The 17,283-nt window shown below is 59.2% G+C and carries 24 protein-coding genes; 16 read left to right on the top strand and 8 right to left on the bottom strand.

Annotated elements, in window-relative coordinates:
* Both ACR0B3_RS19440 and ACR0B3_RS19435 read right to left on the bottom strand, forming a co-directional pair.
* Window positions 1-498 carry a sulfotransferase domain-containing protein gene (locus tag ACR0B3_RS19440; RefSeq protein WP_480810495.1) on the bottom strand — a complete coding sequence of 166 codons (498 nt, stop codon included), beginning with the start codon at window positions 496-498 and terminating at the stop codon, window positions 1-3.
* Window positions 495-887, bottom strand: a complete 393-nt coding sequence (locus ACR0B3_RS19435) for a sulfotransferase domain-containing protein (protein ID WP_480810494.1) — start codon at window positions 885-887, stop codon at window positions 495-497. The genes ACR0B3_RS19440 and ACR0B3_RS19435 overlap by 4 nt, the downstream gene beginning before the upstream one ends.
* A gap of 257 nt (window positions 888-1,144) precedes the next feature.
* Between ACR0B3_RS19435 and ffh the strand changes: the two genes are divergently transcribed.
* From ffh to trmD, 12 genes are read left to right on the top strand one after another with little or no spacing between them, the layout of a single operon-like run.
* Window positions 1,145-2,650: a signal recognition particle protein gene (ffh, locus tag ACR0B3_RS19430; RefSeq protein WP_480810493.1), complete on the top strand. Its 1,506-nt coding sequence runs from the start codon at window positions 1,145-1,147 to the stop codon at window positions 2,648-2,650.
* Between the two features lie 57 nt (window positions 2,651-2,707).
* Window positions 2,708-3,286 (top strand): GNAT family N-acetyltransferase, encoded by a 579-nt coding sequence (locus ACR0B3_RS19425; RefSeq protein ID WP_480810492.1) that lies wholly within the window; start codon window positions 2,708-2,710, stop codon window positions 3,284-3,286.
* A complete protein-coding gene (locus ACR0B3_RS19420; protein ID WP_480810491.1) occupies window positions 3,283-3,831 on the top strand; it encodes a GNAT family N-acetyltransferase in 549 nt (182 codons plus the stop codon). The genes ACR0B3_RS19425 and ACR0B3_RS19420 overlap by 4 nt, the downstream gene beginning before the upstream one ends.
* Window positions 3,828-4,355: a GNAT family N-acetyltransferase gene (locus ACR0B3_RS19415; RefSeq protein ID WP_480810490.1), complete on the top strand. Its 528-nt coding sequence runs from the start codon at window positions 3,828-3,830 to the stop codon at window positions 4,353-4,355. The genes ACR0B3_RS19420 and ACR0B3_RS19415 overlap by 4 nt, the downstream gene beginning before the upstream one ends.
* On the top strand, window positions 4,352-4,891 hold the full coding sequence (locus ACR0B3_RS19410; RefSeq protein WP_480810489.1) for a GNAT family N-acetyltransferase: 540 nt from the start codon (window positions 4,352-4,354) through the stop codon (window positions 4,889-4,891). Before ACR0B3_RS19415 ends, ACR0B3_RS19410 begins: the two co-directional genes overlap by 4 nt.
* Window positions 4,888-5,184: a chorismate mutase gene (locus ACR0B3_RS19405; RefSeq protein WP_039541590.1), complete on the top strand. Its 297-nt coding sequence runs from the start codon at window positions 4,888-4,890 to the stop codon at window positions 5,182-5,184. Before ACR0B3_RS19410 ends, ACR0B3_RS19405 begins: the two co-directional genes overlap by 4 nt.
* Window positions 5,185-5,226: 42 nt before the next feature.
* On the top strand, window positions 5,227-5,616 hold the full coding sequence (rpsP, locus tag ACR0B3_RS19400; RefSeq protein WP_170356106.1) for a 30S ribosomal protein S16: 390 nt from the start codon (window positions 5,227-5,229) through the stop codon (window positions 5,614-5,616).
* A gap of 12 nt (window positions 5,617-5,628) precedes the next feature.
* Window positions 5,629-6,264, top strand: coding sequence for a 5,6-dimethylbenzimidazole synthase (gene bluB / locus ACR0B3_RS19395; RefSeq protein ID WP_480810488.1), 636 nt, complete (start codon window positions 5,629-5,631; stop codon window positions 6,262-6,264).
* A gap of 2 nt (window positions 6,265-6,266) precedes the next feature.
* Window positions 6,267-6,413, top strand: coding sequence for a hypothetical protein (locus ACR0B3_RS19390; RefSeq protein WP_170392664.1), 147 nt, complete (start codon window positions 6,267-6,269; stop codon window positions 6,411-6,413).
* Window positions 6,406-6,909 carry a ribosome maturation factor RimM gene (rimM, locus tag ACR0B3_RS19385; protein ID WP_480810487.1) on the top strand — a complete coding sequence of 168 codons (504 nt, stop codon included), beginning with the start codon at window positions 6,406-6,408 and terminating at the stop codon, window positions 6,907-6,909. The genes ACR0B3_RS19390 and rimM overlap by 8 nt, the downstream gene beginning before the upstream one ends.
* Window positions 6,909-7,724, top strand: a complete 816-nt coding sequence (locus ACR0B3_RS19380) for a hypothetical protein (RefSeq protein WP_480810486.1) — start codon at window positions 6,909-6,911, stop codon at window positions 7,722-7,724. Before rimM ends, ACR0B3_RS19380 begins: the two co-directional genes overlap by 1 nt.
* Window positions 7,721-8,524, top strand: a complete 804-nt coding sequence (trmD, locus tag ACR0B3_RS19375) for a tRNA (guanosine(37)-N1)-methyltransferase TrmD (RefSeq protein ID WP_480810485.1) — start codon at window positions 7,721-7,723, stop codon at window positions 8,522-8,524. Before ACR0B3_RS19380 ends, trmD begins: the two co-directional genes overlap by 4 nt.
* Here the strand turns inward: trmD and ACR0B3_RS19370 are convergent.
* The gene (locus ACR0B3_RS19370) at window positions 8,521-9,321 is read right to left on the bottom strand and encodes a glycoside hydrolase family 25 protein (RefSeq protein WP_480810484.1); all 801 of its coding nucleotides are present in this window, start codon (window positions 9,319-9,321) and stop codon (window positions 8,521-8,523) included. The two genes, trmD and ACR0B3_RS19370, sit on opposite strands and share 4 nt — an antisense overlap.
* 370 nt (window positions 9,322-9,691) lie before the next feature.
* Here ACR0B3_RS19370 and rplS point away from each other — a divergent pair, with 370 nt between their 5' ends.
* Together rplS and rpmE are read left to right on the top strand one after the other, a co-directional pair.
* A complete protein-coding gene (rplS, locus tag ACR0B3_RS19365; RefSeq protein ID WP_039541573.1) occupies window positions 9,692-10,075 on the top strand; it encodes a 50S ribosomal protein L19 in 384 nt (127 codons plus the stop codon).
* A gap of 11 nt (window positions 10,076-10,086) precedes the next feature.
* Window positions 10,087-10,308 carry a 50S ribosomal protein L31 gene (rpmE, locus tag ACR0B3_RS19360; RefSeq protein WP_480810483.1) on the top strand — a complete coding sequence of 74 codons (222 nt, stop codon included), beginning with the start codon at window positions 10,087-10,089 and terminating at the stop codon, window positions 10,306-10,308.
* Window positions 10,309-10,386: 78 nt separating this feature from the next.
* Here rpmE and ACR0B3_RS19355 read toward each other — a convergent pair whose 3' ends face one another.
* From ACR0B3_RS19355 to ACR0B3_RS19345, 3 genes are all read right to left on the bottom strand, one after another.
* Window positions 10,387-11,064, bottom strand: coding sequence for an SOS response-associated peptidase (locus ACR0B3_RS19355; protein WP_480810482.1), 678 nt, complete (start codon window positions 11,062-11,064; stop codon window positions 10,387-10,389).
* 51 nt (window positions 11,065-11,115) lie between these two features.
* A complete protein-coding gene (locus tag ACR0B3_RS19350) occupies window positions 11,116-12,705 on the bottom strand; it encodes an MFS transporter (protein ID WP_480810481.1) in 1,590 nt (529 codons plus the stop codon).
* A 118-nt stretch (window positions 12,706-12,823) separates the two neighbouring features.
* Entirely contained in the window at window positions 12,824-13,711 is an 888-nt protein-coding gene (locus ACR0B3_RS19345; RefSeq protein ID WP_480810480.1) for an AEC family transporter, read from the bottom strand.
* Window positions 13,712-13,929: 218 nt separating this feature from the next.
* Here ACR0B3_RS19345 and ACR0B3_RS19340 point away from each other — a divergent pair, with 218 nt between their 5' ends.
* Window positions 13,930-14,739, top strand: coding sequence for a division plane positioning ATPase MipZ (locus ACR0B3_RS19340; protein WP_170686610.1), 810 nt, complete (start codon window positions 13,930-13,932; stop codon window positions 14,737-14,739).
* Between the two features lie 101 nt (window positions 14,740-14,840).
* Here ACR0B3_RS19340 and ACR0B3_RS19335 read toward each other — a convergent pair whose 3' ends face one another.
* Window positions 14,841-16,076, bottom strand: coding sequence for an adenylate/guanylate cyclase domain-containing protein (locus ACR0B3_RS19335; RefSeq protein WP_480810479.1), 1,236 nt, complete (start codon window positions 16,074-16,076; stop codon window positions 14,841-14,843).
* Between the two features lie 62 nt (window positions 16,077-16,138).
* Window positions 16,139-16,591, bottom strand: a complete 453-nt coding sequence (locus tag ACR0B3_RS19330) for a MarR family transcriptional regulator (protein ID WP_170686608.1) — start codon at window positions 16,589-16,591, stop codon at window positions 16,139-16,141.
* Between the two features lie 65 nt (window positions 16,592-16,656).
* On the opposite strand from ACR0B3_RS19330, the gene ACR0B3_RS19325 reads away from it, so the two are divergent.
* On the top strand, window positions 16,657-17,280 hold the full coding sequence (locus ACR0B3_RS19325; RefSeq protein WP_480810478.1) for a LysE family translocator: 624 nt from the start codon (window positions 16,657-16,659) through the stop codon (window positions 17,278-17,280).
* Window positions 17,281-17,283 lie beyond the last annotated feature (3 nt).

Genomic DNA, 17,283 nt, shown 5'->3' with positions numbered 1-17,283 from the left:
TTACAATATTTGCCCGTGCTCCAGCCAGGCGCGTTCGGACGTGCTGACCATCTCGGACAAACGCGCATCATAGCGGGCCATGTCGTCTGCGGTCAGCATGCCCTCCCACTTGTTGCTGGTGCCGGAGGCGAAGAATTTCGCATAATCCTGAAACCCGCTTTTGAACCCGGGCTCTTGTGACACCCGCCTCGCGTTTTCCTTCATCGAGCCAAAGCTTCCAGCTTGCGCGATATCATCAATCATCGCTGGTTTGACGTCGGCCCCCATAATCCGGGCAAGCCGCGCCACCTGCCCCGGCAGATCGCGGCTGAGTTCCGCGTAGTGCAGGAAATGGATGTTTGGCAGATGTCGGAATGTCGAAAATGACCGATAATGATGGATGAATGAAGCCAGAGTCAGATCGTCTGTGCCCTTGGATGATGCGGGCCGATCAAGGAACATCGCGAAAGCTTCGGACATATCTCCGGGAAACAGGTAATCCAGCCAGTCGTCTTTCATATTCTCCACATGGCTGCGCAGTGAAAATGCACGTCGACCGGGTGACGATGCACCACCAGATAGGTCGCCTCTGGGGAATAGGTGATCCCGTCCATCGGCGTATGTGTCTTGATACAGCGCCTGTGGGTTTGCGCCTTCAGCAAAGCGTCCTGCTCGTCGCGGTCTCTGAACCCGCAATCCACCCAAGGGGAAACCCGGTTGTTATAGGTTGCAGGGTCGGCGGTTTTGGTGATCAGCATCCGGACCAGCGACTGCGTCCATGTGGTGCCACACTTGGGCGGCGTGCAGACAAAAATATCGTCCGGGCGGATTTCGAAACTGGACCAGATGTCGGTATTCGTAACTTCACCAACATAGTCCTTGGTGCGCTGCGGCAATGGATTACTCATCAATAGTCTCCAGACCTAACCCCGACCTCAGGACGCTACACCAACCGGCCATTTGCTCAAAGCGCTCGCCTTGACTCAGGCGGCCCATCAGCGTAGAGGACGGCCACACATCCGGAAGCGTCTGATCTTCCGGTCCCTTGAGTCGTTCAGGGATCGCCCCCCACCAGCGAGTTTCGCCCGTGGGGGCGTTTGTGCATTTAACCGGCGCATCCTATCTAGGGCACGCCAACCGATAACAGGCATAGGAGGCCGAAGGCATGTTTGAAAATCTATCCGAACGCCTTTCCGGCGTCTTTGACCGGTTGACCAAACAAGGTGCGCTGTCCGAAGAAGACGTCAAAACCGCCCTTCGCGAAGTTCGCGTTGCCCTGCTTGAGGCTGACGTTTCGCTGCCGGTGGCGCGTGAATTCGTCAAGAAGGTGCAGGAACAGGCGACCGGTCAGGCGGTGACCAAATCGATCACCCCCGGCCAACAGGTCGTCAAGATCGTGCATGACGCGCTGGTCGATACTCTGCGCGGCGAAGAAGACCCCGGCGCGCTGAAGATCGACAACCCGCCTGCCCCGATCCTGATGGTCGGCCTGCAGGGTTCCGGAAAGACGACCACCACCGGTAAGCTCGCCAAACGCCTGAAAGAGAAAGAGGGCAAGAAGGTCCTGATGGCCTCGCTGGACGTCTATCGCCCAGCGGCGATGGATCAGCTTGCGGTTCTGGGCACGCAGGTTGGTGTAGATACGCTGCCGATCGTACCCGGTCAGACGCCGGTCGATATCGCCAAGCGCGCCAAGCAGCAGGCGACGCTAGGTGGGTATGACGTCTATATGCTCGACACCGCAGGCCGTCTGCACATCGACGAAGTCCTGATGGACGAGGTCGAGCAGGTCCGCAATGTGGTCGATCCGCGCGAGACGCTGCTGGTCGTCGACGGCTTGACCGGTCAGGTCGCCGTTGAAGTGGCCGAAGAGTTTGACGCCAAGGTCGGCATCTCGGGCGTGGTTCTGACCCGGATGGACGGTGACGGGCGTGGCGGTGCGGCGCTGTCGATGCGCGCAGTCACCGGTAAGCCCATTCGCTTTGTCGGTCTGGGCGAGAAGATGGACGCGCTCGAAACCTTCGAGCCGGACCGGATCGCCGGTCGTATTCTGGGCATGGGCGACATTGTTGCTCTGGTCGAAAAGGCCCAGGAAACGATGGAGATGGAACAGACCGAGCGCATGATGAAGCGCATGGTCAAAGGTCAGTTCAACATGAACGACCTGAAAATGCAGCTGGAACAGATGATCCAGATGGGCGGCATGCAGGGCATGATGGGCATGATGCCGGGCATGGGCAAGATGGCCAAGCAGATGGATCAGGCGGGTCTGGACGACAAGATCCTGCGCCAGCAGATCGCAATGATCCAATCCATGACCAAACGCGAACGCGCTAATCCGCAACTGCTGCAAGCCAGCCGAAAGAAACGGATTGCGGCGGGTTCGGGGATGGAGGTCAGCGACCTCAACAAGCTGATCAAGATGCACCGGCAGATGTCGGATATGATGAAGAAGATGGGCAAGATGGGCAAAGGCAAGATGCTGAAACAGGCCATGAAGGGCATGTTCGGCAAAGGCGGCCCCTCGCCCGAGGACATGGCAGCAGGCATGGACCCCAAGGCGTTGGAACAGGCCGCCGCCAAGGCGATGGGTGGTCGCGGTGGCCTGCCAGGCATGGGCGGCGGCATGGCGCTGCCTCCGGGTCTCAGCGGGTTCGGGAAAAAGAAGTAACGTGGCATTCGCCCCCTGCATATCCCTGCGCGCATGCGCCAATCCGGAGGTTCTTCGATGACCTTCCGGTTCGAAGCTGCGCCAAATGCACAGGGGGCCGAACTGGCGGCTCGTGTTGCGGGTGTGATCCCGACGCTTAAAACCGAGCGACTGGTTCTGCGCGCACCGCAATTGTCGGATTTCGACACTTACGCCCGAATCGTCGCCAGCCCGCGTGCGCGGTACCTGACCGTCATGTCGCGCGAGGATGCGTGGTACGATTTCGCTCAGATGGTCGCCATCTGGTCCTTGCGCGGCCATGGTTTGTGGTCGGTTGCAGCGAAGGTGGACGGCCAACTGCTGGGCTTCGTCGTTCTTGGCTTCGAACCGGAAGACCCTGAGCCAGAGCTTGGTTTTATCTTCACCGAAGAGGGCGAAGGCCACGGATATGCGTTTGAGGCCGCAAGCGCGGCGCGTGATTTTGCCTTCGACCAGTTGGGTTGGAACACAATCGCAAGCTTCATCGTGAAGGGAAATGCGCGGTCGCAACGACTGGCCGAGCGCCTGGGCGCAAGCGTTGAGCGTGAAATTCCCGAAGCCGACGGCACCACCCTCGTCTATCGCCATATGCCAGCGGGCACGGAGGGGATCGCATGACCTTGCTGAATATCCCCACGCTTGAGACCGAGCGCCTAATCCTGCGTGCGCCATCCGAGGCCGATCTGGACGCGGATACTGCGTTTTTTGCCAGTGATGCCGCCAAATTCGTTGGCGGACCGTTGCGCCGGGATGAGGTCTGGCGGGTGGTCGCCTCGCTGCTCGGGCATTGGGTTATGCGCGGTTACGGCTATTGGAGCGTCGATGAGAAAGACACCGGCGCTTATGTCGGTCGCATCGGCCTCTGGTGCCCCGAAGGCTGGCCCGAGCCTGAGGTCGGTTGGACACTGTTGAACCACGGCACCGGCAAAGGCTATGCGACCGAGGCCGCCTTGGCCGCACGCACCTATGCCTATGATGTTCTGGGCTGGGAAACAGCGATCTCGCTGATCGATCTGGACAACCACGCCAGCAAGGCCGTGGCCAAACGGTTGGGCGCACAGTTCGAATATCACTATGAGCACCCCAAGTTCGGCAAAACCGAAATCTGGCGGCATCCTGCGCCTGCCGATCTGGTGAATGGCGGGATGGAGGCCTACGCATGACCTCTTTCACCGTTCCCATCATCGAAACCGAGCGCCTGACCCTCCGGGAACCCCGGGTGGCTGATATGCCCGCTCTGACAGAGTTTTATATCTCTGAGCGCTCGAAATACGCAGGCGGGCATCTGCCCCGCGCGCGCGCCTGGAATGCGGCCGTCGCGATGCTGGGCCATTGGCAGGTGCGTGGTTACGGGCTGTGGGCCGTTACCGAAAAAGGGGACGACACTGCGCTAGGGATGGTTGGGCCGTATTACCCTGATGGCCGACCCGAGAAAGAAATTGGTTGGGTTCTGTTCGAACAGGCCGAGGGTAAAGGCATCGCACTAGAGGCCGCAAAGGCCGCCCTGCACCATGCGCGCAATACTCTCGGATGGACCAAGATCGTCAGCTATATCGACGCTGCAAACCAGCGGTCGATTGCGCTGGCGGAACGTATGGGCGCAGTGGCCGATCCGAACGCCCTGCAACCCAACCCCGACAAGCCTTGCCTAGTCTTTCGGCATCCACAACTGGAGGCGGCGGCATGACCACGTTCACGATCCCTTCCGTTGAAACAGATCGCCTGATCCTGCGTGCGCCGCATCTGGATGATCTGCCCGGAATGACCGAATTCTTCGCGACCAAGCGCAGCCATATGGTGGGCGGGCCCAAGGATGCATTCGAGTGCTGGAATTCACTGTCGAACCGGCTGGGACATTGGGCGCTGCGGGGCTATGGCCTGTGGCATCTGACCGAAAAGGCCAGCGGCGCATTCGTAGGTTGGGCTGGAATCATCGACGTCCCCGGCTGGGCAGAACCCGAACTGGGCTGGTCTCTGATGGCTGAGGCCGAAGGCAAAGGCTTGGGATTTGAGGCCGCAGCGGCTGCTCGCGACTATGCTGCCCGGCATCAGGGCCTGAACGGGGTGATTTCCTATATCGCCCATGCCAACGATCGCTCGCGCGTGTTGGCCGAACGGCTGGGCGCAACGCTGGAGATTGAGCGTGCCGAGCTTTTGGGCAAGCACGCTCAGATCTGGCGCCATCCGCAAATTGACTTGACCACCGAAAGGACCGGCCAATGACCAACCCCGTGACACAAGCTGCCGCGCTGTTGAAGGATCACCGCGAAAGCATCGACCGGCTGGATGCGATCCTTGTCTACACGCTCGGTGAGCGGTTCAAGCACACGCAGGCTGTTGGCAAGCTCAAGGCCGCACACGACCTTCCCCCGTCCGATCCCTCGCGCGAGGCTGCGCAGATCGCACGGTTAGAAGACCTGGCGAAAGAGGCCGATCTGGACCCCGATTTCGCCAAGGCTTTCCTGAATTTCATCATTCAGGAAGTCATCCGACACCATAAGAAACATCAGAACTAACCGGCACCTACGCCGGATACGCCATTCAAAGGAGATACCACCATGGCAATGAAAATTCGTCTCGCCCGCGGCGGCTCGAAAAAGCGTCCCTTCTACCGCATCGTGGCTGCTGACAGCCGCATGCCTCGCGATGGCCGTTTCATCGAAAAGCTGGGCACCTACAACCCGCTGCTGCCGAAAGACAGCGAAGAGCGCGTGAAAATGAACCTGGAGCGCATTCAATACTGGCTGGATCAGGGCGCACAGCCCACCGACCGGATCGCACGTATGCTGGAAGCTGCTGGCGCACGCGACAAGGCCGAGCGCAACAACCCCAACAAAGGCACCCCGGGCAAGAAAGCTCAGGAACGCGCAGAAGAGAAAGCGGCCAAGGCTGCTGAAGCTGCCGAAGCTGCTGCTGCACCGGCTGAAGAAGCTGCGGCAGAAGAATAAGCAGGCGGGCGCGTGCGGGATCAGGCTTTTACCGACGATTTTCGCACGCAGTTCGATCTGTTGATGCGGCTCCGGCGCGATGTGCGCCGGTTCCGCACCGACGCAGTTGACGAGGCAGTGCTGATGCACTGCCTCGACGCGTTTCGAATGGCCCCTTCGGTTGGGCTCAGCGAACCCTGGCGCGTGATCCGCGTCGAAACTCAGGCTGCGCGTGACGCGGCGCTGAAGAATTTCCAAGCCGCAAACGAACAGGCGCTGACCGGATATTCCGGCGAAAAGGCGCAGCTGTATAGCCAGTTGAAACTGTCCGGGATGAAAGAAGCCCCGGTGCAATTGGCCGTGTTCTGCGATGATACCACTGACAAGGGGCAAGCGCTGGGCGCGGGTACAATGCCAGAGATGCGGCGCTATTCAGTCGTCTCGGCCATCACTCTGTTCTGGCTGGCCCTGCGCGCGCAGGGGCTGGGGTTGGGCTGGGTATCAATCCTGGATCCCGACCAAATGAACACCGATCTGAACGTTCCGGACAACTGGCGGCTTATCGGCTATTTCTGCGTTGGCTGGCCGGAAGAAGAGTCCGACACGCCCGAGTTGGAACGGGCCGGTTGGGAAGACCGCAATGACGCTCTGCCCATCGAGGTGCGCTAAACATGTTCGGTTTGTTACGACTTCCCATCCTGCTGGCAATCGCCTTTATTGTGGGCGTGTTCTTTGAGCGCTCGAACCAGCGCGAGGCGTGCGAGGTGATCGGGCAATGGCGGGACGGGCTATGTGTGACGGATGGTCGAAATGAGTGATCTGATCTGCGTGGGCAGCATTGCGGGCTCGTACGGTGTGCGCGGCGAGGTGCGGCTGAAAAGCTTCTGCGCCGTCCCCGAAGATATCGAGGGCTATGCGCCGCTGACCGACGAGACCGGCAAAGACCGCTACCCCGTGGTCCTGACCCGCGCGATCAAGAACGGATTTGCCGCCCGGTTGGGTGGGGTTGAGACCAAGGAACAAGCGGATGCGCTGAATGGCCTGCGCCTGTATGCACGGCGCGATCAGTTGCCCTCGCTGCCGGATGATGAGTTTTACCACACCGATCTGATCGGACTTGAGGTTTATGACACCGGCGGCACGCTGCTGGGCCGGGTGAAATCGGTTCAAAATCACGGCGCGGCGGATCTGTTGGAACTGCACGGGCCGGGCTTAAAGGCCACCGTGCTGCTGCCGTTTACACTCGAATCCGTTCCGACCGTTGATCTCGACAAAGGCCGCATCATCGCTGATCCGCCCGAGGGCCTGCTGTAATGCGCCGTGTGTTGCTGCATCTGGGTCTGCATAAGACCGGGACGACGGCGGCGCAGTCCTTTCTATTCGAAAATCGCTCATTGATCTGGCCGCACCATGCGTTGGTCCTGCCCTATCGGACCCGCGAAACCGGCCTGTCCGAAGCAGCCACACGCTATTCCGTCTACGGCACCCCCGGCGCGATGAGCGATTTCAAGGATCAGATGCGGCGCTTCCTGAATTCACTGGAGTTCGGCCAGAAGCGTGGGCTGGTTCTGAGCGAAGAGAATTTCTCGGGCCTGCGCCCCAGCCGCAATGTCGCGGTGGGATATGAGGCCGCGCCCGAGCTCGCCTCGTGCCTTGTCGGCTTGATCCGCGACCGGTTTGCCGGGGAAGAGGTGCATATCACGATCTACTACTCGCTGCGCCAACGCGGAAGCTGGCTGCGCAGCCTGTGGGCGCATGATCTGCAACGATCACGCCTGATTCAGGATTTTGAGACCTTTCGCGCCAGACTCGAACCGGTGTCCTCGCCACAGATCGCGGCAGAAGAAGTGCGCGACCGCCTGCCCTCGGTCTCGGTCCGGACGGAATGGTTGGAGGACCTGCAGGGCCTGCGCCACGGACTTGGACATACCTTTGCCGAATTCCTGGACCTACCCAAGGACAAGGCCGCCGAATTGGTCGGCCCGACCCGATCCAACCCACGCCTGCCTGAAGATATCCTGCAGCAGATGTTAGAGATAAACCGCTCGGCTCTGGACGATGCGGCCTTGATCGATCAAAAGGCGGCTCTGGTGCAAAGCGTCCAAAATGATCTGATCGGCTCGAAATGACAGAAAAACCCAGCAAGTCCTATGGCCGCAAAGCCATCCGCCCGACGCTGAAGCCGCGCGAGTTGATGACGCCCACGCCAGACCTGCACGGGGTGTGGAAGGCCAAGATTATCACGTTGTTCCCGACCGCCTTCCCCGGCGTTCTGGGCGAAAGCCTGACAGGCAAGGCCCTGCAGGACGGGCTATGGCAGCTGGAAACCGTTGATCTGCGCCAGTTCGGGGTCGGCAAGCACCGCAATGTGGATGACACCCCTGCGGGCGGCGGTGCAGGCATGGTGCTGCGCGCTGATGTTCTGGGCGAAGCCATCGAACATACGATGGCGGGTATCCGGGGCAACTGGCCGTTAATCTACCTCAGCCCGCGCGGGCGTCGGATGGATCAGAGAATGATGCAAAACCTGGCCCGCTGCGATGGCATGACCCTGCTGTGCGGGCGGTTCGAAGGCGTCGATGAGCGGGTGCTGGAGCATTACGGCGTGCAAGAGGTCAGCTTGGGCGATTTCGTCATGACCGGTGGTGAGATCGCCGCACAGGCCCTGATCGACGCCACAGTCCGGCTGATCCCCGGCGTGCTCGGCAATCAGGCCTCAGCAGAGGAAGAAAGCTTTTCCTCGGGCCTGTTGGAACATCCGCAATACACCCGCCCCGCCGAGTGGAAAGGCCGCCCGATCCCCGATATTTTGATGTCAGGCCATCACGGCCGCATTGCGGATTGGCGTCATGAGATGTCAGAACAGATCACCCGCGAACGGCGGCCCGATCTGTGGGACGCCTATCGGTCATCAAAAGACAAAGATTAACGGGTCGCCTTCCACAACGCCCAAGTCTCGGGCGTGCCGTTGAAGGTATTGATATCAACCTTGCCCTGAACTCCCGGCACCAGTCCGGTGCCGGTGTACTGCCAGAACCGCCAGACCGAGCCTGGATAAACGTTGCGCGGATGGCCCGCGACCGAACGCAGCCAGAACTCGGTTTTGGGAAGTCGTCCGATATCGGTGTCGCCGTAGAAATCTACCGTCGTGTAGACAATCGGACGTCGGCCATAATGGCGTTCGAGGATGTCGAGGAACCGCTGCGCTTCGGCCCGGACGGTGCGGCCATCGGGGCGCAAAGTGCAGGTTTTGGAATGGGGTGTCCACTCCATGTCCAGCACATGCGGCAGGTCGGCCCCTTTGGGCACATTCCGGATGAACCAGCGGGCCTGCTCATGCGCCGGACGGCAGAAGTAGTAATAGTGATAAGCCCCCCATGGCACCCCGGCGGCCTGCGCGCCGCGTCGGTGCTCGTCGAACATCGGGTCAGTAAAATCTCCGCCCTCGGTGGCTTTGATGAAGGCAAAGCTGACACCGGATTTTTGTGCGGTGCGCCAGTCAATCGGTCCCTGCCAGCGCGACACATCCAATCCATGCACCGGGTAATGGCCGGGATGGCGCCCCTCCCACGGGTGCGGGTCGGCATCGCCAAAGGCGGGGTATATGATCGAAGGCGGGGTCGTATCCGCGAAGGCCTGCGGCTCAACCGCCTGAGGTTGCGGACCGCGGCGGCCACAAGAGACAAGTGCAAGTGCCAGAACGGCCAGCAGGATTGCTTTGCGCATCATATGATCCTGTATTAAATATCTGCTCTTATAATTGATCCCAGAATGCCTGATCTGGCGGACAAGGCAACGGCGGATTTGACGGGCGGCAAAAACTCACCTGTTTCACCACGAATAAGTCTTGATCCCTGCCCGCAAAGCCCTTAAAGCAGCGCAATCCGGTGCCGCACTACGCGACTCCGGTGTTTTGGTTTGCATCCTGACGTGACGCCCGGCTTTCTTCGGCCACGGCGCGACAGGGCGGACCGAGCAAAAAGGAACATTCGATCTGACCTCTGGCGGGCTGTACACAGGACCCGGTGAAGACCAAGAGCTCTCAGGCCGTGCCCAAACTTCGTGGACCAACCACGAGCAGATAGGAGTAAATGCGATGGACCTGATCGCACAGCTTGAGGCGGAACAGATTGCCGCCCTGGGGAAAGACATCCCCGATTTCAAAGCCGGTGACACCATCCGTGTCGGCTTTAAAGTGACCGAAGGGTCGCGTACCCGTGTGCAGAACTACGAAGGCGTCTGCATCGCGCGCAAAGGTGGCAGCGGCATCGCCGGTTCGTTCACCGTTCGCAAGATTTCGTTTGGCGAAGGTGTGGAGCGTGTGTTCCCGCTGCATTCGACCAATATCGACAGCATCACCGTTGTCCGCCGTGGCCGCGTTCGTCGCGCCAAACTGTACTATCTGCGTACCCGTCGCGGTAAATCCGCACGTATCGCAGAAGTCACCAACTACAAGCCCAAGGCTGGCGCCGAGGCGTAAGGAGCGGAAAGATGAAAAAAGACATCCATCCCGATTATCACCTCATCGACGTCAAAATGACCGATGGCACCGTGGTTCAGATGAAATCCACCTGGGGCAGCGAAGGCGACCAGCTGGCTCTGGAAATCGACCCCTCCGTGCACCCCGCATGGACCGGTGGTTCGTCGCGCCTGTTGGACGCCGGCGGCCGTGTGTCGAAGTTCAAGAAGAAATACGAAGGTCTGGGCTTCTAAGCCGGACTTTAACCAAGATGCGAAAGGCCGTCCTGTTTGGGCGGCCTTTTTTGTGAACCCGTTGCGTTTACTGCAGGCTCAGAAATCAAACCCGGTCTGGACGGGCGGCGTGTAGGGCTCGATCATGTCCTCACCCTCGGCCCCGCGCTTGATGGGTTTGACGGTGTGAAATTCGAACCGGCCTTCGTACTGCGTGCCCAACGACTGCTGCGCCTCTTGCGCAGTTGTGACGCCCGATAGCCAGCTTTCGATCTCATCCGGGGTCAGGATCACCGGCATTCGGCTGTGAATATGCGCGATCTGAGGGCTGGGTGGCCGGGTCAGGATCGTACAGCTGTGGCTGCCATCATCCGTTCGGTAAAACCCCGCAAAGAACATCACCGGGGCATTTCGCTGAACCGTGATGTAGACAGGGCAATCATGGCCCTGATCCTTGGGCCATTCGTAATACCCCAGCGCCGGAATAAGACAGCGCCCCTTGTTCCAATACTCCTGCCAGAAGCTGACATTCTCGATCTTCGAATTGATCATCGGCTTCTTGCTGCGCGGGTCTTTGATCTGCCAGCTCGCCGTCGCCAGCTGGGCCCGGTCTCCGTCCCAACGGACCATGCCAACCCGATTGGTCGGAGACACATTGTACCCACCCGAAGGCAGCTGTTCGGGCAGATCAGGCGAGACCTTGCCATAGAGAAAATACTCGGTAATCGCCAGCATTTCCCGCTGCGTCAGGTGACCGGCTGCAAATTTTCCACACATGGCGAAAACCTAGGCCGATTTGGCCGCGGTCACAAGGGAACCATTGGGCATTCAGTCCTTGGTCAGATCAACGGCGCTGTGTGGTGGGGGCACCGGGCCTCGCAGCAGCGCGGCGGCTAGGATCATCCCCAAAAGCGTCGCCATGGCAGCGACAAACATAGCGCTGTTAAAGGCATCATCCTGCAAATCCCGCAGGGCACGCGCCAGCGTTTCGCCTGTGGTCGGATCAAGCCCAGCGATAAGCTGTTGCACCTGACTTGCGGTGCCATGTGTCAGCGCATGGGCCAGATCAGCCCGCTGCTCGGACCCAGTGGGCAAGGCGTTGATCACTTCGGTCAAGCCGCGCCGGGTGGTGATTGCTTCGGCCAACCCGCCGACCACCGCACCAAGCGTGGCCCCAAAATAAAGAAAAGCATTTACCACGCCCGAACCCTGACCCACATGCTCCTCTGGCAACAAGCGCAGGCCCAGACGTGGCAGCAGCGAAAATCCGATGCCCATCCCGATCCCGATGATCACCAGCTTCCACCAGATCCCGCCCATTCCGGTTGTGTTCGCCGTTGTGGTCAACAGCAGGAACCCGCAGGCCATGAACCCCATGCCCAAGATCACCGGCCATCGAAAACTGTAAGGCGCCAGAAAGCGCGGGGCGACCACGGACACGACGAACATGCTGAGGCTTAACGGCAGGATCGCCACCCCGGCCCCCACGGCAGACAGGCCGAATGCATCCGGCGATTGCACGAAGACGTTGAAATAGACGAAAAAGCTGAACAGCGCGAAGCCGGTGATGAACATCCCTGCCGCCGCCATGAAATAGCGGGGGTGGCGGAAATACCGCAGCTCGATCAGGGGGTCTGCGCTGCGGCGCGAGGTGATGACCAGCGCAATCACCGCCACAGCCGACACGGCAAGCGGGATCAGGGTCGATCTTGTGGCCCATCCGTGGCTTTCCCCATTGCTGAGCGCAAAGGATAACGGGCCAAGCAGCAAGACCACGGCGATAGCACCTGCCAGATCAAACTTTGCGCCTGCAAGACGGGTGTCGGGGACGTAATGCTCTTTACTGACCCGCAAACCGACCACAAAGGCCACGATCAGCAGCGCCAGATCGGTGGCAAACACGCCCCGCCAGCTGAGGTAATGCGCAAAGGCACCGCCGACGATCGGACCAACGCCGATTGCCAGCCCCACGATTGCGCCCCAGGCACCGGTGACGCTGGCGCGCTGTTCCTCGGGCGTGGCGGCAGTCAGCAGCGACAGCGAGGTGCCAAACAGCGCCGCCGCCCCTGCGCCCTGCGCCCCGCGGCCCGCCAGCAGCATGGCCGCGTCCTGTGAAAACAGCACAAGGGCAGAGCCAACGGCAAACACGATCATCCCGGCAAAGAAAACGCCCATCTTGCCGGTGATGTCGCCAAGCCGGCTGACGATGGTGACAAGCGTGGCGCTGACCACGGTATAGATTGCCATCACCCATTGCAGGCTAGAGGGTGACAGATCAAACTCGGCTTTCAAGTTGGGCAGGATCGTCGCAACGGCCGTGGTATTGAAGCCAACAACCATCATGCACAGCGCCGTCATCACCAAAACCAGACGCGCCCCTGCCGCGCCGGATGTGCCCTCGGTTGTGTCTTTTAACATCTGCCTGCCCCCCATTCAGGAATAGCGCACTGACCTTTCGGGCAGCGTGTTGTGCCTATTATTAAACGATTTTTTGCCGATAGGTATAATTTTTACCGGATGGCGCACCCTGCGCCCATCAGACCCAGTAAGACAGCGCCACTGGCAGCACCAGGATCGTGGTCAGCGTCGAGACCAGAATAAACCCGGCCACATCCGGCCCATATTCCGGCACATGCTGATCGATGAACAGATAGGTCGCGACCGAGGACGGCATCAAGCAGCACAGGATCACCGCGCCCCGCTCGGCCCCGGTGAAGCCAAAAGACCAGACCAACGCGCTGGCAATCACCACCGCCATCACCAGATGCAGCACGGTCAGCAAGACAGCACGCCCAAGGCTCTTGATCCGCAGCGTCGCCAGCGTGTGGCCCAGCGTCAGCAACATCAGCGGGATCGAGAGCCCGCCCAGAATGTCAAAGGATTTGGCCACCGGTTGCGGCAGGCTGATGCCCGTCGCCATCAGCACCAGAGACAATGCCACCGCGTAGATAATCGGCGATGTCGCCAATTTCTTGGGCGAAAACTCTCCGGCCGGAATCCACATGCCGATCGTGAAGATACTGATCAGCACAACGACCACAAACCCCATCGTATAGGCCATGCCCGCATCGCCCAGCGCCAAAAGGGTTATGGGCAAGCCGATATTGCCCACATTGCCATGCATCAGGGGCGTCAGAAACGCCCGCACTGGTAGTTGCATCAGCTTGAGCGCGACAAATCCCAACAGCCCAAATCCCGCAATCGCCAATGCCGCCGCTGTCACGACGTCAAGAAAGGTGCCCACGGCGATCTGGGTGGTCGACAAATGTGAGATGATCAACGTCGGATACCCCACACGCGAGACAATTCCACCGATGACCTTATTGTCAAAAGGGGCTTTGATTACGGCCAGAACATAGCCGATTCCAGCGCAGATCAATACAGGCAGAACCACGTTCAGGACGTTCAGAAACAGATGATCCAATGGCTGCCCTCGATCACAAATCCATAGGATGGACAGTGAAACAGGGGTGTGTGTTTGGCAAGGATTTACCCTAACCCCCATGTACCACGCACTTTTCCAATTTGAGGCCTGATAATAGCGCCCAAGACGGCCCGAGGTTCTTCCCTTCCCGTCCTACACAACATATAGTGGCTGCCAACAACGTGTAGGCAAACACGGCGGGACTTGGGAATACAGGCATGGCACATATCATTGTGGTCGGGAACGAAAAGGGCGGCGCAGGCAAATCGACTGTGTCGATGCATGTGGCCACCGCTCTGGCTCGGTTGGGGCACAAGGTCAGCACGCTGGATCTGGACCTGCGCCAGCGCAGCCTGGGCCGCTATTTTGAAAACCGGTTGAATTTCCTCAACGGCTCGGACCTGTCTCTGCCTAGTCCTCGCCACCATGACCTGCCCGAGATCGACGCCAGCGCGCTGAAACCCGGTGAAAACATCTATGATCACCGCTTGTCAGCCGCTGTGGCCGAGTTGGAGAGTGACAGCGATTTCATCCTGATCGACTGCCCCGGCTCGCATACCCGCCTCAGCCAGGTGGCCCATTCGCTGGCCGATACGCTGATCACGCCTCTGAATGACAGTTTCATCGATTTCGATCTGCTGGCACGGATCGATTCAAAAGGTGAGAAAATCCTTGGCCCTTCAGTCTATTCCGAGATGGTCTGGAATGCGCGCCAGCTGCGCGCGCAGGCCGGTTTGAAACCCATCGATTGGGTGGTGGTACGCAACCGGGTCGGCACCCAGCGCATGGTCAACAAGGAAAAGATGCAACGCGCGATCGAAATGCTGTCGCAGCGCATCGGTTTCCGCGTCGCCTCGGGCTTTTCCGAGCGGGTCATCTTCCGCGAACTCTTCCCGCGTGGCCTGACTTTGCTTGATCTCAAGGATATCGGGGTCAAGCAGCTCAACATCTCGAACATCGCTGCACGTCAGGAACTGCGCGATATGATGAAAGAGCTGAACCTGCCGGGTGTCGAGATTGATTTCTAAATAACGGCAGCCCGGAAACTTTGAAAGTTTCCGGACCGATTTCATTCAATGAAATCGTGCACCGCTATGACATTTCGAACTGGCGACCCGATTAGCAATGGTCAGGCAGCGCCGGCATAGACTGTAAACAACTCTTTCGGCTCCACCACGCCCCGCAACATATAGCGCCCGACCGAGATCAGGTCGTGCTCACAAGGCTGCGCCGCGCGGGCCACATCATCCGAGATCAAAATACGCTGCCCAAGGGATCGATGCATTCCCGCAATCCGCGCCGTCTGGTTCACGGCAGGACCAATCACAGTAAAGTCCAGACGGCTGTCTGAACCGATATTGCCGTAAAGAATCTCACCCGAATGCAGCGCCAGAGTATAGTTTGATACGGGTTGGCCTCTGGATGCGCGCTCGGTATTCAACTCGGCCATTCGGGTTTGCAGCAGGGTCGCCGCGGCCAACGCGGCGCGCGCGTCGGCATCTATCTCACCGACATCAAACATCGCCATGACGCCATCGCCCATGAATTTGAGAATATTGCCATCACAGTGATGAACCACATCCACAACCGCGGCGAGGTAATCGTTCAGCATATCGATGACCTCGATGCCCGGCAGTTCTTCCGAAAGGCTGGTGAACCCTTCTAGGTCAAAGTTCCAGATCACCGCATCGATTTGCTGCAAGGATCCGCGCCTGATCTCGCCGGACAAGACCCGCCGACCGGCATCGCGCCCTAAATAAACGCGCATCAAGTCCTTCGACACCCGCGCGTTCGACGCTGATTTCAACGCCAAACCCAGATGCGGCAGCGCCGTATTGATCACCTCAAGATCATCATCACAAAATCCTTCGGGGGCGTTGCTCGACCATGACATCAAAACCCCGTCGATGGCGTGCTTTTCGTCATATGGATTGCGTTGCGCCGGTACGTCAAAGCTGACACCGGTCGCGAAATAGTCCGTGGCCCCGTTTTCCCGCAAATCATTCAGCAGAGGAAAGCGGCTGGGTTCATTCTGGTCGACCAGCCGTTCGCGGATCGAGTCAATATCTTCGTGCAAAATGGCATATAGCGGGCTTTGCGTCCAAACCTCGCTGGGTTCTTCGGAATACTCAAAGGTTTCCAGATTGCTCCCTTTGCTTTGGTACCAGCTATAGCCCGTTCCGCCATAGACAGGATGCAAAGCGGGTTGTGCCGCGTGGAAACGCATCAAAGGTACACCGAGATCAACCAAACGGTTACAATACCCGTCCAGCAGTTCTTGTTTGTCGGCCCCTTCCAGGCCTCGGGTCACCAACCAATCGATCAGGTCATGGGATTTTGCCGTTGGGGAAACCGGCGCTGTCATATTATCTTCCTGTGTCCGTTACGTGGTTGATCTGGGGGTAGGGGTCGCGAATTTCCAGTGGCTCATTCCATTCCGGCCAGACGCCGCAGCATCATGCGCAGCAATGCCGCCTCGCCCGTCGTAAAGCGCGACGCCAGCTTAGCGTCATAATCGCGCGCGATGCCACTTAGTTCACGATAAACCTTCTGGCCAGCATTGGTCAGTGACAGCCTTTCGACTCGCCTATCATTTTCATCCCGCAACCGCTGCAGGTATCGGCGTTGTTGCAACCGGCTCACGGCGCGGCTGACCTTGGTTTTGTGTATCTTGGCGCGCACCACGATATCGCGTGCCGTCATCTCACCGTGATTGCCGAGGTGAAACAGCACCCGCCATTCGGTGCGCAGCATCCCGTAGCGATCCTTGTAAACGCGCTGAAACTCAAGCGAGCTTTCCTCGGCCGCCTGATTCAACAGAAACGGCAGGAAATTTCGCAAATCAAACTCATCTTTTTCGTCATTATTTGGCTGTGTCATCCTTGTTAGTTACAAAATCAACTATTATTCGACAAGTAACAAGTTGAAGGACCAGCGGAGATAAGATGAGCTTTGAACTCTGGATCACCTATGTCGCGACGGTGTTGCTGCTGATGAGCACACCGGGGCCAAGCCAGTTGCTGATGCTGTCCAATTCCGCGACCAATGGATTGGGGCGTGGAGTGTTCACTGCCGCCGGGGATCTGACGGCGAACTTCCTGCAAATGCTGGCCGCTGGGCTAGGTTTGGCCGCCCTGATTGCCACATCCGGGACCGCGCTGGCCGTGATCAAATGGCTGGGTGTGGCTTATCTGGTCTATCTCGGCGTCAAGCAAATCGTGAAAGCACGCGTTGCCGAAGCCAGCGATGCGCCACGCGCCAGCCGCAAAGCGCTCTGGATGCAAGGCTTCATCACATCTGCCGCGAATCCGAAGGCTGTGGTGTTCTTTGCCGCTCTGTTTCCGCTGTTTATCGATGGCGCGCTGCCGTTCTGGCCGCAATTCGCCATCCTCTCTGCCACCTACCTGATTATAGACGGGTTGTTTCTGACCGCCTATGGCGCCAGCGCCAGTTGGCTGGCCCAACGTCTGCAGGGCCCCGCAAGGCTCTGGCTCGACCGGGTCGGGGGCAGTTTCATGATTTTGGCGGCGGTCTTGCTGGGTTTCAAATCCCTCCGCGCCGCCTCGTAACTG

It is taken from the genome of Ruegeria sp. CE9 (genome assembly GCF_056537425.1).
Note: the sequence above shows the minus strand (reverse complement) of the source record. Positions and strands in the feature narration are given on the sequence as shown.

Excerpts from the sequence above, each read along its gene's own strand:
- rpmE (WP_480810483.1), top strand. The coding sequence starts at position 10,087 with ATGAAAAAAGACATCCATCCCGATTATCACCTCATCGACGTCAAAATG.
- ffh (WP_480810493.1), top strand. The coding sequence starts at position 1,145 with ATGTTTGAAAATCTATCCGAACGCCTTTCCGGCGTCTTTGACCGGTTG.
- ACR0B3_RS19340 (WP_170686610.1), top strand. The coding sequence starts at position 13,930 with ATGGCACATATCATTGTGGTCGGGAACGAAAAGGGCGGCGCAGGCAAA.
- ACR0B3_RS19380 (WP_480810486.1), top strand. The coding sequence starts at position 6,909 with ATGCGCCGTGTGTTGCTGCATCTGGGTCTGCATAAGACCGGGACGACG.
- ACR0B3_RS19410 (WP_480810489.1), top strand. The coding sequence starts at position 4,352 with ATGACCACGTTCACGATCCCTTCCGTTGAAACAGATCGCCTGATCCTG.
- ACR0B3_RS19355 (WP_480810482.1), bottom strand. The coding sequence starts at position 11,064 with ATGTGTGGAAAATTTGCAGCCGGTCACCTGACGCAGCGGGAAATGCTG.
- ACR0B3_RS19330 (WP_170686608.1), bottom strand. The coding sequence starts at position 16,591 with ATGACACAGCCAAATAATGACGAAAAAGATGAGTTTGATTTGCGAAAT.
- ACR0B3_RS19415 (WP_480810490.1), top strand. The coding sequence starts at position 3,828 with ATGACCTCTTTCACCGTTCCCATCATCGAAACCGAGCGCCTGACCCTC.
- ACR0B3_RS19390 (WP_170392664.1), top strand. The coding sequence starts at position 6,267 with ATGTTCGGTTTGTTACGACTTCCCATCCTGCTGGCAATCGCCTTTATT.
- rpsP (WP_170356106.1), top strand. The coding sequence starts at position 5,227 with ATGGCAATGAAAATTCGTCTCGCCCGCGGCGGCTCGAAAAAGCGTCCC.
- rimM (WP_480810487.1), top strand. The coding sequence starts at position 6,406 with ATGAGTGATCTGATCTGCGTGGGCAGCATTGCGGGCTCGTACGGTGTG.
- ACR0B3_RS19435 (WP_480810494.1), bottom strand. The coding sequence starts at position 887 with ATGAGTAATCCATTGCCGCAGCGCACCAAGGACTATGTTGGTGAAGTT.
- ACR0B3_RS19335 (WP_480810479.1), bottom strand. The coding sequence starts at position 16,076 with ATGACAGCGCCGGTTTCCCCAACGGCAAAATCCCATGACCTGATCGAT.
- ACR0B3_RS19420 (WP_480810491.1), top strand. The coding sequence starts at position 3,283 with ATGACCTTGCTGAATATCCCCACGCTTGAGACCGAGCGCCTAATCCTG.
- ACR0B3_RS19325 (WP_480810478.1), top strand. The coding sequence starts at position 16,657 with ATGAGCTTTGAACTCTGGATCACCTATGTCGCGACGGTGTTGCTGCTG.
- ACR0B3_RS19350 (WP_480810481.1), bottom strand. The coding sequence starts at position 12,705 with ATGTTAAAAGACACAACCGAGGGCACATCCGGCGCGGCAGGGGCGCGT.
- ACR0B3_RS19440 (WP_480810495.1), bottom strand. The coding sequence starts at position 498 with ATGAAAGACGACTGGCTGGATTACCTGTTTCCCGGAGATATGTCCGAA.
- trmD (WP_480810485.1), top strand. The coding sequence starts at position 7,721 with ATGACAGAAAAACCCAGCAAGTCCTATGGCCGCAAAGCCATCCGCCCG.
- ACR0B3_RS19370 (WP_480810484.1), bottom strand. The coding sequence starts at position 9,321 with ATGCGCAAAGCAATCCTGCTGGCCGTTCTGGCACTTGCACTTGTCTCT.
- ACR0B3_RS19405 (WP_039541590.1), top strand. The coding sequence starts at position 4,888 with ATGACCAACCCCGTGACACAAGCTGCCGCGCTGTTGAAGGATCACCGC.
- ACR0B3_RS19425 (WP_480810492.1), top strand. The coding sequence starts at position 2,708 with ATGACCTTCCGGTTCGAAGCTGCGCCAAATGCACAGGGGGCCGAACTG.
- rplS (WP_039541573.1), top strand. The coding sequence starts at position 9,692 with ATGGACCTGATCGCACAGCTTGAGGCGGAACAGATTGCCGCCCTGGGG.